Below are 12,722 nucleotides of genomic sequence, written 5' to 3'. Positions count from 1 at the left end.
GACGTCACCTCTGCCCCCCGGAAACAGCCATCCGCATCGGGTTGCGATCGAACGATCGACCACTGCGGCCTTTCGACATGCGGGGGTGTGTAAATTTCAGCCTGTCGGCCAGACGTTTTTGAAGTCCATTTTTATCCGGATCGGGGTTTCGAAGTCCATGATCTTGCGTGCGCACTCGACTTTTCCCCACCAGCGATCCACAACGTATGCATTGATCGGGTCTCGATAGTGGTACAGATTGTTTCCGATTTTCTGGTCAGCGTTCGCTGGAGCCAAGACGCATATCAGCCCCAGACCGTAGATCGCGCTTTGGGGCAGCGTCATCGACTGGTTCTTGATGTCGATAGAGAACTGTTGATGACCGTCGGCAATCTGCACCGACACTCCGAAGCCATCGGGGAGTTCGTCACCGTGGGCGAGACTGCATCGAAACTTTTCGTAGACGATGTCCGCGAAGGTGATCCCGATATTACCTTTCGCATCTTTGAAGGGGAACACCGTTTCTTCCAGGTTGACCCCTCCGAACATCAGCTCGATTATGTCCAAATGTTCGTTGACGAATTTTCGATAACGCTCGCCAACCTTGCCGATACTGGGGTAGGTTTTCTTCGCGGTACCATCGATGGCTAGGCATGCGTGCAACATCGCTTGATCCAAGTCCTTTCGGTCGCTTGCATCAATGGAAAGCTTTATGTGATCTGCAATTTTCATGGCGTCAAGTTCCGTACCGTAGCTGGGGTGATAGCTATTGTTTTTGGCGGCTCGCTACGAGCATTGCCTGTGCTTGCGCAATTTGCTCCCGCGCCGCAGCATCTGCTGCAAGCTCGTCGCGGTACTTGTCAATCAAGGTGGAAAGTCTGTTCTTGATTTTATGAGCGAAGACTATCTCGAATTCCAAATGTTCGGCGGGCAGGGCAGAAAAGTCAGCGTCTTCGCTCCGAAGGGATGCCGCGATCGTGTCTATGTCTGCCAGATCGACATCTGCCATCCGATTCCACGCGGCCATCGCGCCGGACCCGCCAAGCCCCTTTGCAGCCAAGATGGCTCTGCGAGATTGAGCAGCAGTGTTCATCATGGCGCGCAACGTCGAAAGGGAGTTGTGGGCATCACCAAGCGCCTTTCGCAAGTCAAGCCTCAAGTCCAGCGCCTTGATCTGATTGCTGCGCCGATAGCCGATGAAGCCCATCACCGCGCCGAAAATTCCGGTCGCCATGCCCACATAGCCAGTCCAATCTGCGTCTGCCATTGGTCACTCGGTTCTGGTATTTTTCGTGTGGACATTCTGCCATCAGTGCGCAGGATCCCGATGATGAAAGAATTGGCGTCCCGCGCCATTATGTTTGCCTATAGCTGGCGCTTGGATTATCTGAACCCGATCGTCGGAGGCATTTTCGATGTCTGCGCGCCTCATCTGCTTGGCCCGTTGGACATTCGGAGAGTTGGTCGACCTCACCCCTAGTCGCCGGAGTTATCGGCTCCGATCGGCCAGAAGTCATCGGTCACCGGTGCTACTATTAGGTCATTGAAACCTCTGCTAAGGATTCACCAATCCTAACTTCGAATATTGACGTCACGAGACCGCGCAGGCGACAAGACGGCTATCGCTGGACGTGCATGCTTCAACTTTACGCGTCAACCGGCACGCCTACGTGCAAGCAACTATCCACGCAGTTTCGCGTTTGAGTTTAGGTGTCAAGTTCGTTCATATTCAATATCGACCACCATGAAATATCCCGGAAGACCAGAAAGCACAGCGCCGCACTGGTACAGAGATCGCGGACCTTCGCCCATCGAGGAAAGCTTTTCGAAAGAGCTTGCCGAGTTAGCAAACACGATCGAGCGAGAGCACTGGTTCGGTGATGCAGAAAAACACGGACGATATCGAGTTGATTTTATTCTCAAAGACGCTCGCCTCATCATTGAACTTGACGGTCACGAACATCACTCGACGAAAGATCAGCTGATGCGCGACGCAATTCGCCAACGATATCTCACCCGCGCAGGATACGATGTTATTAGATTCACTGGGCGCGAAGTGTTCCGTAATGCAGCGAGATGCGTTGCGGAGGTTCGGCAAATATACACGGAGCGGATGCAGCACGCCCCCGCGAAATACCGTGTGCTGTATGTCGACTACGTTTTTTTTGAACGTCAGCAAGCTTCTGCACTCGAATTTTATAGAAGCCTACACCCCAATAAATCATTACAGCCGGTATCACTCGATAAATTTATTCCCCATGCAATTGATTGGCTTGTCGAGAAGTCATTTATCACGGCTTTTGTGTTTCACCCGACGAGGTGCGAAGACGAACTTCGAAGCTTGAACAATTTTATTAAAGAGTATGATCGCGGCGAAGTCCGAATTAACACGCTCTCAACCGACCTCTATACTGCGGATTTGGGGGATCACATGCAGAGCTTCGCGCATTTATACGATGAGTTCTTCCTAATTGCTGATGATCCGATATACGCAGCTCCTTTTCTTTCCGTACTTCCCGAAAAGCCATTTCAAGAAAAGCTGGGAAAACATACATTCGAATACATCGGAAACGGGAAGCTTTTGCGCTTGGGGAACGACGAAACCAGCTACGTCGGAACCGATCTGGTTAAGGTCAAATGGCAAGACGTTTGGTACAGCTTAGGCACGGCGCTAGGGCTCGAGGTATATGAGCTTTAAGCAAACCTGACACAGTGACAGCCTCAGGATGGGCCGAGAGGAGCGACGTGTCGCGAGGCTCGATCTAAGTGTTTGGCTCAGACTGTGCAAGCGGCAACTGCACCTAGAAAGCGGTCTTTGCAGTTTCGCCAAGTCGAATGTCGGTTGAGGGTTGAATCGGGACGACTAGCCTGCCGAAGCACATAACCTTCGTCATGTTGCCCAATCAATGCTGTCGGCGGGATAGTCCGCGGCATGAACGATACCCAATGCCCCGGCGATCTCCCGCCGCTAACTGCCGGTCAGCTTCGCGATCTTGTCGCTGCACTCCGCGACGTTTTCGGGAGCAACCTTTCTCGGACACAGTTTGCGGACAGGCTACTGATGTTTCTTGAGGATGTGCCGGGATATGAATCTGGCGAGGCATCGTCATCGCTGCTCAAGTCGGCATGGGCCGAGTACGTTGATCCTCGGCCCTGACGGGTTATTCGCGGCGTGGCGTCCGAGCCGCGTGCTTTGCCTTCAGCATATCGGTGAACTGCTGCACGAAATCGACAACGAGCGTGCGTTCATCCGCATCCAAGCCGCTCAGGGCATTCGCCACATTAGCCAGTTGATCGTCAGGCCGCGTTGAACCACGTTGCAAAAGGTGATCAACCGAGCATTCCAGCGCATCGCTCAATTGTTGAAGGCGATGCAGCGTTGGTACCCGGGTTCCTCGCTCCCATCGACTGACTGCCTCTTGTTCCAGATCAATCATCTCGGCAAGCTTCGCCTGCGTCAGTCCGCGTGCGCGTCGTTGTTCGGCAATGGCGGTCCCGACGCGTGCGGCAAGCAATGCGTCTTGGGCTTCGTCGGTAGGCGGTGTAGGTCTGATCGGCATAGAACAGTATGGTGGTCTTCATTCCAGATTTGATGAACAACCATATTGGAATATCGTATTCCAATATGGTTGAATTAGCTTGAATTTTCCCGTATCGTGCTGGGGATGCCTGACCGGTCGGGGAAGTCACAGACACCGGCAGGCTAGGGGGCCACCATCAATCGGAGGCCTGTTAGTTCCAGAAGAATCAATGATCTATGACTACGACCGATTCACTCTCCCGATTTCATACCTTCATGGCTGTCTACGAAAGCTGCCGAGCATCTGCGCTTGGTAGCGCGTTGCAGATGACGCCGATGGCTGCGCGTGCGCTTGGCTTGATCTGCGCGTTTCCCGGAATGACCCTGCATGAATTGAGTTGCATCCTCGGAGGGAGTCAAGGTCAGGTCATCGGAGCCGCATTCGATCTGCATCACCTCGGGTATATTGAACGAATCGAAGAGCGAAATGACGAAGGGCGGCGGGTGCTTCAACCGATCAGGGAGCGTATGCTTGGATTCGACGGTTATCATCGTCTGGTCAACAACCTTGCGGCTGAGGCTGGGATTGCAGAACAATTGGAAGCAGTGCTTCCGAGATTTCAGGACGTGCTGCTAAAGGCTCTGGAGGAATTACAGGGCGACGCGCAGAGCGTTCAGTATCAGGCGCAGCGTCGGATCTTGGCGCGGGTCGCGTGATCAATGCCGGCGATCTTCGAACTCATCGATGTCACGATTTGCTGATCGAGATCTACATATGGAATTCGAGAAGTTGTTCGAAGAAAGGTTGTGGCCCGAGACGCCAGAGCGGCTTGGCGTCATGTCGGTCGATTCGCTCAACCGTAACTGGATATTTGTCGCCGCAGAGTGCGGCTATGTCATCGCGCTTGCGAGGGATGGCAAGGACGCATTGCTTGGGCGCATGTGTAAGCGCGATGATGGCAAGTTCTGCATTGAAATCGTTGTGCGCGGCCCAATCGAAAACAATACACTTGGCCGTTACCGGTTCTGGCACGTCGATTCAGCCGACATGCAGCGTCATGCTCAGAGACTCAACGACGTAATACGTGACCATCTCGCTTGATTTCGGATAGAGGGTTGATTCCCTCTTCCGGAGCGAGACCGGATACGCGCGGCATCAATTGCGCTGCGCGATCCCGGGTTTGTACGCCTTTAATAAGACATGGAAAGTGACCTATTTTTCAGGCGGGTTGAAGGCGCCAAGCCCCTGAGCTTACGCGGGGTCCAGTAGCAGCGAGTCGATGACTTTTACGGCCTTGCGACTTGCATCATTCGGGCTCAAATGAGCGTAGCGCTGAGTCATCTTCGGATCGCTGTGGCCGAGCAATACGGACACTTCATATAGGCTGACGCCTGCCTTGACCAGCTTGCTCGCGAACGTATGTCGAAACGTGTGGAGGGTCACGCGTCCTCCGCGCTCCTTGACCGCTGCCGGATCATTCAGCCCCGCGCGCTCGATGGCCTTCTTGATTGACTTCGTGCTGTAGCCGCGTTCGTTGCCCGTGCGATCTTCGAACACATATCGTTGACCCGGCCTGCGTTCCTCCCACCGGCGACGAAGGATCGCTTCGAGCCGGGAGGTCATGTACAGCACGTCCTCGTTTCGTACCTTGCTCCGGTACAGGTTGATTGTGCAGGCTTCAAGGCTGATCGCCGACCATGGAATGTTTGCGACCTCGGAGTATCGACATCCCGTATCCAGCAGGAAAACCGTGATGTCGTAGTTGTCCTGCACATTCCGCGTCATCTCAGGTGTTCGCGTTTCTAACGGCTTTAAACCGTTTCTAAGCCGCTCCGGCTCGAGTTCGAGCAATAACGCCGACTCCTCGCTGGAATCCAGATATCGAAGCCTATAAGAAGTCTTAAGCGCGGGAAATACGATTTCACGATTCACTTTGAAGCCGAGCTTCGTCATCTCGTTGATGGTTGCGCGCAGCAGGCCAATCTCGTGTTTGATCGTCGCAGGCCTATCGCCTTCGGCTTTGCGTTTCGCGACGAGGACTTCGAAGTCACGCGTCGTCAGTTCGTGCAGCAGTGTGTCCGGTGAAAATCCATAGCAGGGAAGCTTCGCCTTGGTCTTCGAATGAAGCTTGTACCCCATCGCTTTCCGGATGCCGGACCACATGCCGCTGTAGTAGGCGGTGCCCTTGCGGGACTCGACATACTGCTCCAGCGCATCCTTGACTGTGATTTCGGGCGAGTCGCCGAGGTATCGTTCGCTGTGCGCGCGGTTGCGGAATTCGCGTTCGACCTGCGCGGCCTTCGTCTTGTTCGGCGTGCCGGTCGAACCGAAGAATTTCTTGCCCTGAATCTGGAACTGGTAGTACCAGTTTTTGCTGTTGTTTCGACGGATTAACGTCATGAAGTTGCTCCTTACGGAATGTAATTGATGAGCAACACCATCCGGGCTGACGCGGAGTATGACAACAGCTTTCGCCCATGCCAGGGACGAAAAAACGGACCGTGCGCGAACACGGTCCGTTCGGGAAACACTGCTTACGAAGGCTTATATCGGAGACATATCGCCTTCGTTATCGTCTGGGTCGAAATCCTCGTCGACCATATTGGAGAGCAGCCTCTTCTGCCAGTCCTTCTTCCGCTGGTAGACCTCCGTCTCATTAAATTCGTAACCGATGTAGTCCTTCGTGTGTTCGTTGAATTGAAGATCAACTATCAGACACAAGCCCTTATAAGCGCGGTGGGGTTTCGAGAGGGGCTTATATCCCTTATCGGCCAGAATCATGCCGAACCGCTTGCCCGAATAGGCGAAGTTATGTTGCGCTTTGCTCCACGCATTGAAGAACTTGTAGGCATCGCCGAAATGGATCTCGCCGTCTGGATCGTCGCGCGTGAACTCCGACAACCAGCTTTCGACAACATCCATCTCTCCACGATACTCTGACACCTCGTTCGTGATGATCGCCGGTTCCTTGAGCTTGCAGCCGTTCTCGCGCCATTGCTGGCATCCTACGAGCGCCCAGTTCAGGATGCCCGGGAGTTCCTCGCGCAGCTTGCGTTCAAGGTCTGGGTCACGCTTCTCCGGCGGAATCGTCACCGTGAACGGGATCAACTTCATGCGGCGCCAGATGCCGTGGTCATTGCCCTTGATCGTCGGCTTGTAGTTGCCCGCGAGCCAGAGCTTGAACCGCGGCGTGAACGCGAACGCATTCTGGTAGAGCATGCGAGCGGTGATTTCTTCGCCACCCGTATACCATTTCACCGTCTTTTCGCTGAAATGGCGACCCTCTTCGACTTCGCTCATGGCGACGAGACGTTTTCCGGCAAGGCGAGCGACTTCACTACTTGCCGCGTTCTGGGACATGGCTTGCCCACCGTTCTTGTCGAGCAACATGTCGCCATTCGCCTGAGCTCCAAGATCCCCGAAGAGTGCCCGCAGTAAATTGAGAAAAGTCGATTTGCCGTTCGCACCACTGCCAAACGCGAAGAACAGGGCGTGCTCCGATGTTTGTGTAGTCAACGTATAACCAACAGCACGGCGCAGGTATTCCACGAGATCAGTGTTCCCGTTCATAATCTGCAACAGGAATTTTTCCCACCGAGGGCAGGTTGCAGCTGGATCGTAATCCACTCCCGCCGTTTGCGTAATGTGAAGAGCTGGGTCTATCGGCATGAACTTGCCCGTCTGCAAATCGATCAGCCCATTGCGCACTGGGAGCATCCATTCACCCTGATCGAGATCGCTTGCAGAAACTGCGATGCCGGGTTCCGACCGGAAAAGTTCCACGGCATATTTCAGGCCGGTGTTGCTCTCGGTATATTTCGCGTGCTCGAACATCTCCATGCGGTTGCCCGGCGACAGGCGAGACATTTCTTCGTAGATCAGCGGAAGAAGTTCACGGGCGAGACCAAGGACATGCAGTTCATCAATGCGCTGCCATACCCCCGAATCCTGTTTCTTCAACCACTGTTTGGTCTCGTACACGTAGCGGAGGATGGCGCGATACAGATCGGACAAACGCATGGCGTTTCCGAGGTCAGTGGTGTGTAAGGCGTTGGCGGCATTCTCCCTGTGCGACTTGATGACATTCATCGCAATCTGAGCAACTTCGGATTCGGAAAGGGGCGGGTTGCAGCAGGCGGTGTTGTATTCAAGCAGTTCTTCTTCCAGCCGTTCGTAGTCCAATCCGCTATTGAGCAGGGAAAATGCGTGAAGCATGACAGACTGGTTGCGGCTCCCAGCGGGGGCAATCGGGGTTTTGCGAGATTTCCGTTTGCGACGCATGGCACCTTGCTCGGCAAGTTCTTCCAGCAACCACACTGGAGCAGGTGCAACGGGCGTAGCCGGATCGACCCATTCATATGCGCCACCATTGATGGTCGATGGGGGGGCAACGCAATAGCCACCGTCCGCCCTGATGTCGATTCCCTCGCGGAAGTTCACTTTGCACGGAATTTTCATACCTTCGGGGTACGTCAGCAGGAAATGAGCGCCTCCCGATTGCGTCATGGCTGTTAAAGTCTCGGGCAGGCCACCGTGTATTTTCGCAAGTGCGACGATCGATTTCGCGCCGGACTTCTGGTTCTTCACGTCCATATCGAGCACAATCACGCGACCTGATGGAGCGCCAGTAGCGTAGGCAATGTTCGCATCGGGGTATTGCTCAGCCCATGCCCGATGCTGTTCAGGATCAAGACTCGCGTCCTTGAACCCATTCGGTGTGAGAGGGCGTTTTTCGTTCGGAACAATCGGAAAGCAAGCGAAGCCCTTTTCGGCAAGGGCAGAATATTTCTTGATTGGATCAGTCTTCATTTTGTAGTACGAAATTAAATACCGGGATGATTGTGGGCATACAATCATCCTGGTCAGGAGGTATCTCAGATTTTTGTGTTATTCACCCATGACCGGGCACGTCAACTCGTCGTCGCGGGGGAGGGGGCGTTAGACATACACCATCCCTTCCAAGTCTCCCCGTACAGTGCGCTCCGGCGGGAGAACGAGGGCGGTTGTTGTATGAAGGGCATTGCAGTCATCACAGACGAAGCCGCGCGGTTTTCCATCTACCCCAATAACGTGAGTGGGTTTGTGTTCGGTCGAGTGCTTGGGGCAGCGGACGTAATCTTCGATCTGGAGGCGAGAAAGCGGGCGCGGGGCATCATCCGCGTCAGCAGGCCAAACAGGGTTCTTCGGGGGCAGGGCGTTAATACAACAATCAGGCCCGCACCGTTGAAGGAAGCCTTCCTTGAGAAATACGTCGACGATAGATGCAACGCTGGTGAGGTTAGACATACAGGATGTCCTCCAGATGGTTTCCATCGAAGCACTCTGGCGGCAGGAGCCTGCTAGTCGCATAGACGGTGTTGCAGTCGTCGCATACGATGCCGCAGGCCTCACGGTCCACGCCGATTGTGCGAGCGTTGTTATGGGCGGGGACTTGCGGGCAGAGGACGAGGTCGCCAGTGCTATAGCAATAGACGGGAAGCGGACCATCGCGCAGATCGGAGGGCCATGTAGGATGTTCAGGACTCAGGTCAGCAACGATGTGATCGGGGACGAACTGCCGAACGTCGCCGTCGCAGAAGAATGAGTACGGATAGATGGGAGCAGCAGGATTTGCCATGTTGTAGCCTTTAACAGTTAGTTAATGGCCGATGGCGGGTGCGATAAGGTACAGTAGGACTTATGCAGTGGACGCCATCGACCAAAATCCGTTCGTGAGGAACGGGATGTTTGATCGAAGATGCGTCTCACTGCACCACCCAGATGACTGGGCTGAGGACCGCTCAAAATGCGCATCCCCTCGGGCTGGTCACACAACTACCTCCATTGCCCGGTGCTGGCGAGACCCCATCGATCTTTTACAGTCGATGGGTCTAGGTGCCAAGAACTCTTGATGTGCTGAACTGTACAGAAGCCGGACTGCGAAGACAAGGGGCGGTATACGTTGCGCGTTCGCAATCTGACCGGCCACGGCAGGAAGCTTTTTGGAATACGCGGGCAAGAAGGGGTGTTACAAATCTCAAGGTAGCGTTTGTCATTCGACAGCCATTGTGAGACGCATGGCGGGGCTATAAATTTGCCTCCGACTGCCCCGCACCCATGTCCCTGCCCCTCACTCCGCATGCGAGCTCAGCACGTCCTAAACAATTCAACGATTTCATCAAAATTCAGAAAGTTCTCTCTATCTCTCCTTCTATATAAAAACTTTCTAAAAACAAGAGAAATGGTTTAATCGTTTAAAAAAGCCGCTCCCTCCAGATGGATGTGAAGAAATTTCCTCCCCCACATGCAGGTGGCGGTCGGCGACGGCCAGAGCGCGGGGTTAGGCGGGGGTGTTCCTACGGCAGAATCTTAATAAGCTGATGATCAGGCTTGGAAATCCCCGTTAGATCAAGGGGATAGGATGCCGGTGCGTAAGGGTGACGTGAAAACTGTCACTGTTGCTCGCTGAATTTCGAAGTGGTCGCCGTCGTGATGGTCATGGTCACTTGCTTGCTGTTGCCTTGCAGGTCGATCTGTTGGACCTTGGACGCACTTTCAACGAATGGAGTGCGATCATGGTCGATCAGAAGCAAGGTGTGGCGAGCAAGGACGAGAAAGCAGGTAAGCCGGTTGCCGTTGACTCGAAGGCGGGTCCCGTTGCTCCGACCGGCAACGTGACGGCGAACGATACCGCAGCAAAGGCGGCACCAGCTACGCCGACGAAGATGGAACTGGCGACGGAAATCTACAAGCGGATGCGGACTGTGAAGGATGTCACGCGGAAGGACGTCATCGAGAAGTTCATCGCCGAGGTGAAGCTGACGAAAGCCGGCGCGAGCACTTACTACCAGATGATCAAGGACAAGCACGAGCCGATGGGGAAGAAGTGACTCGCTGCTGGACTGTATGGTTCTCTGAAGGGCTCCTGCGGGAGCCTTTCGTTTAGATGTCAGGGCAGTGAGGGTAATCACTTTGCTGATGGCAAGCGTGGAATGGCAGAGATCGACGGCGGATTCAACCGGTGGATGCAACACACTGAAGACTGCGCAAGCAGTGGGAGTGTTGCAGATGAAACAGCGACGCCGGATTTACTACAGCGAGAAGCAGAAAGCGCTGATGTGGGAACGTTGGCGGAAGGGAGAGTCTCTCCAGAAGATCGCCCAGCTTTTTGACCGGAACCACTCGTCTGTACAGGGGATTCTGGCTGAGACAGGTGGAATCCAGCCACCACAAAGGCATCGATCGGGATTGGCATTGACGCTGGAGGAGCGCGAAGAGATCTCACGGGCACTTGCGGCCGACGATTCGATCCAGTCAATCGCCATGCGACTTTCGCGAGCTCCCTCCACCATCTGTCGTGAGATCAAACGTAACAGCGGCCCGGACGGCTATCGGGCAAGCCACGCCGATCAGCTCGCGTGGGATCGCGCGCAGCGACCCAAAGCCTGTAAACTGGTTGAGCACCGGATGTTGGCGCACATCGTGGCAGCCAAGCTACAACTGCAGTGGTCACCGCAGCAGATCGCCGGATGGCTCAGACGCGCGTACCCAGACAACGAGGACTACCACGTGTCCCACGAGACAATCTATCGTTCTCTCTTCATACAGGCCCGTGGAGCCCTGAAGAAGGAGTTGCTGGAGCACCTGCGGCGCACCCGGGCCATGCGCCGTTCGCGCCATCACACGCTAAAGACGGAGGATCACGGCAGGATTCGTGACACCGTATCGATCAGCGAACGCCCGGCTAGCGTTGAAGACCGCGCGGTACCGGGCCACTGGGAAGGTGATCTGCTGTGCGGTAGCGGCAGCAGCCAGATTGCGACGCTCGTCGAGCGCCAGACACGCTATGTCATGCTGGTGAAGATAGCCAGCAAGGACAGCGAAACGGTCATCAATGCGCTCATCAAACATGCCAGCAAGTTACCGCAGGAACTCTACAAGTCGCTCACCTGGGATCGGGGGACGGAGATGGCCGGGCACAAGCGCTTCACCGTCGCCACCGACATTGCCGTCTACTTCTGCGACCCGCAACATCCCTGGCAGCGTGGGTCGAATGAGAACACGAATGGACTATTGAGGCAGTACTTCCCGAAAGGTACCGATCTGTCAGTGTATTCGCAGGCCAAACTCAACGCTGTGGCAAGACGACTGAACGAGCGTCCAAGAAAGACACTGGACTACGAGACGCCCGCCGAACGATTCCAGCAAACTATTGCATCCACCGGTTGAATCCGCCACCCAGAAGGGACAGTCGGGTTTCTCGACAACGGTCATACATTCGGTCTTGTGTCGTCCCAGCGGACCTCCGGCGATCTGGGGCTGCCCGTGTTGTAGCGGGATGTGGTCCACCAGCATGCGGCCGCTCCAAGCGATAGCCCGATTGCAAAGAGCGTAGCCATGAGTACCCCTTGCCCTGGTGCCCACGCCGTACTCATCAACGCGCCAAAGGCAGCCACCGCGAATGCCGAGCCGCTCTGCCTGCTTGCATTGAGCACGCCAGCCGCCACCCCAGCACGGCCTGTGTCGACAGCAGTCATCACTGCGGCCGTGACGGCTGGCGTTATCACACCCGAGCCAAAGCCAACCGCCGTCAGATACAACGCCACACGCCAGTAGGATGTGTCACTCGACAAGCCGAGCAATCCTGCAAAACCGAGCGCGTAAAGCACGAAGCCCCCGACAACGACATGGCGGGTACCGTAAGCGCGGCAAAGTCGGCCGGCTGCAAAACTACCGCCCGCCACCAGCACCAGCACAGTTGCACCGGCCTTCAATCCACCATCGACGACGAGAGCTCGCCAAGCCGTTAGCCCTGCCGTTGTCAGCGTCGCTGCTTTGGCATGAGTGTAACCCGTCGGTGCGTGTGTGAAGGCGTGTACTGGTGCCACGACCGCTTCGCGTGCGTAACCGTCGATACCGTCGCCCGGCGGCGTCGCGAAATCGGCGATCTGCGGCTCGCCATCAAGCCACGTCGGAGAGAAAGTCGACACGACATGGTCGCCGACTGAGAAAGCCTCTACGTCCGGCCCGACCGCCTCGACCACGCCTGCTCCGTCCGCCATGGGGATGCGTCCCGGAGAGGCTGGAAGCCGCCCCGTCACGACGCCCAGATCGTGATAATTGAGCGAGGTCGCATACAGGTGGACCCGGATTTCTCCCGGGCCGGTATGTCGGGATCGGGCAAGTCGACCATCGTGAGGGCTTCGAGGCCGACCTGACCGTTGGAGCGGAACGCGCGCATGA

At 55.5% G+C, this 12,722-nt stretch carries 11 protein-coding genes and 1 pseudogene; 6 read left to right on the top strand and 6 right to left on the bottom strand.

Features of this window, described 5'->3' with window-relative positions; translation table 11 throughout:
- Positions 1-96 precede the first annotated feature (96 nt).
- Entirely contained in the window at positions 97-711 is a 615-nt protein-coding gene (locus OKW40_RS12480) for a hypothetical protein (protein WP_429489983.1), read from the bottom strand.
- A 34-nt stretch (positions 712-745) separates the two neighbouring features.
- Positions 746-1,246: a hypothetical protein gene (locus OKW40_RS12475; RefSeq protein WP_429489981.1), complete on the bottom strand. Its 501-nt coding sequence runs from the start codon at positions 1,244-1,246 to the stop codon at positions 746-748.
- Between the two features lie 477 nt (positions 1,247-1,723).
- On the opposite strand from OKW40_RS12475, the gene OKW40_RS12470 reads away from it, so the two are divergent.
- On the top strand, positions 1,724-2,677 hold the full coding sequence (locus OKW40_RS12470) for an endonuclease domain-containing protein (RefSeq protein WP_429489979.1): 954 nt from the start codon (positions 1,724-1,726) through the stop codon (positions 2,675-2,677).
- Between the two features lie 463 nt (positions 2,678-3,140).
- Here OKW40_RS12470 and OKW40_RS12465 read toward each other — a convergent pair whose 3' ends face one another.
- A complete protein-coding gene (locus OKW40_RS12465; protein WP_429489977.1) occupies positions 3,141-3,539 on the bottom strand; it encodes a helix-turn-helix domain-containing protein in 399 nt (132 codons plus the stop codon).
- A gap of 197 nt (positions 3,540-3,736) precedes the next feature.
- Between OKW40_RS12465 and OKW40_RS12460 the strand changes: the two genes are divergently transcribed.
- Together OKW40_RS12460 and OKW40_RS12455 are read left to right on the top strand one after the other, a co-directional pair.
- Complete coding sequence (locus tag OKW40_RS12460; RefSeq protein WP_429489975.1) at positions 3,737-4,216, top strand: MarR family transcriptional regulator; 480 nt, start codon at positions 3,737-3,739, stop codon at positions 4,214-4,216.
- A 58-nt stretch (positions 4,217-4,274) separates the two neighbouring features.
- Positions 4,275-4,601, top strand: coding sequence for a hypothetical protein (locus OKW40_RS12455; RefSeq protein WP_429489973.1), 327 nt, complete (start codon positions 4,275-4,277; stop codon positions 4,599-4,601).
- A 150-nt stretch (positions 4,602-4,751) separates the two neighbouring features.
- On the opposite strand, the gene OKW40_RS12450 is transcribed toward OKW40_RS12455, so the two are convergent.
- Together OKW40_RS12450 and OKW40_RS12445 are read right to left on the bottom strand one after the other, a co-directional pair.
- Positions 4,752-5,900: a tyrosine-type recombinase/integrase gene (locus OKW40_RS12450; protein WP_429489971.1), complete on the bottom strand. Its 1,149-nt coding sequence runs from the start codon at positions 5,898-5,900 to the stop codon at positions 4,752-4,754.
- Positions 5,901-6,044: 144 nt separating this feature from the next.
- Complete coding sequence (locus OKW40_RS12445; protein ID WP_429489969.1) at positions 6,045-8,309, bottom strand: phage/plasmid primase, P4 family; 2,265 nt, start codon at positions 8,307-8,309, stop codon at positions 6,045-6,047.
- Between the two features lie 430 nt (positions 8,310-8,739).
- On the opposite strand from OKW40_RS12445, the gene OKW40_RS12440 reads away from it, so the two are divergent.
- The 3 genes from OKW40_RS12440 (at position 8,740) to OKW40_RS12430 (ending at position 11,708) form a co-directional block, all read left to right on the top strand.
- Positions 8,740-9,084, top strand: coding sequence for a hypothetical protein (locus tag OKW40_RS12440; RefSeq protein ID WP_429489968.1), 345 nt, complete (start codon positions 8,740-8,742; stop codon positions 9,082-9,084).
- A gap of 970 nt (positions 9,085-10,054) precedes the next feature.
- Positions 10,055-10,369: a hypothetical protein gene (locus tag OKW40_RS12435; RefSeq protein ID WP_429489966.1), complete on the top strand. Its 315-nt coding sequence runs from the start codon at positions 10,055-10,057 to the stop codon at positions 10,367-10,369.
- A 178-nt stretch (positions 10,370-10,547) separates the two neighbouring features.
- Complete coding sequence (locus OKW40_RS12430; RefSeq protein WP_429488392.1) at positions 10,548-11,708, top strand: IS30 family transposase; 1,161 nt, start codon at positions 10,548-10,550, stop codon at positions 11,706-11,708.
- 41 nt (positions 11,709-11,749) lie between these two features.
- Here OKW40_RS12430 and OKW40_RS12425 read toward each other — a convergent pair.
- A pseudogene (locus OKW40_RS12425) lies at positions 11,750-12,720 on the bottom strand (MFS transporter).
- Between the last annotated feature and the right edge of the window lie 2 nt (positions 12,721-12,722).

It is taken from the genome of Paraburkholderia sp. RAU6.4a (assembly GCF_050435625.1).
In the GTDB taxonomy this organism is placed as follows: domain Bacteria; phylum Pseudomonadota; class Gammaproteobacteria; order Burkholderiales; family Burkholderiaceae; genus Paraburkholderia; species Paraburkholderia tuberum.
This window is presented reverse-complemented; position numbering and strand designations above follow the sequence as displayed.

Coding starts and splice junctions, on each gene's coding strand:
- OKW40_RS12480 (WP_429489983.1), bottom strand. CDS start 711: ATGAAAATTGCAGATCACATAAAGCTTTCCATTGATGCAAGCGACCGA.
- OKW40_RS12475 (WP_429489981.1), bottom strand. CDS start 1,246: ATGGCAGACGCAGATTGGACTGGCTATGTGGGCATGGCGACCGGAATT.
- OKW40_RS12470 (WP_429489979.1), top strand. CDS start 1,724: ATGAAATATCCCGGAAGACCAGAAAGCACAGCGCCGCACTGGTACAGA.
- OKW40_RS12465 (WP_429489977.1), bottom strand. CDS start 3,539: ATGCCGATCAGACCTACACCGCCTACCGACGAAGCCCAAGACGCATTG.
- OKW40_RS12460 (WP_429489975.1), top strand. CDS start 3,737: ATGACTACGACCGATTCACTCTCCCGATTTCATACCTTCATGGCTGTC.
- OKW40_RS12455 (WP_429489973.1), top strand. CDS start 4,275: ATGGAATTCGAGAAGTTGTTCGAAGAAAGGTTGTGGCCCGAGACGCCA.
- OKW40_RS12450 (WP_429489971.1), bottom strand. CDS start 5,900: ATGACGTTAATCCGTCGAAACAACAGCAAAAACTGGTACTACCAGTTC.
- OKW40_RS12445 (WP_429489969.1), bottom strand. CDS start 8,309: ATGAAGACTGATCCAATCAAGAAATATTCTGCCCTTGCCGAAAAGGGC.
- OKW40_RS12435 (WP_429489966.1), top strand. CDS start 10,055: ATGGTCGATCAGAAGCAAGGTGTGGCGAGCAAGGACGAGAAAGCAGGT.
- OKW40_RS12430 (WP_429488392.1), top strand. CDS start 10,548: ATGAAACAGCGACGCCGGATTTACTACAGCGAGAAGCAGAAAGCGCTG.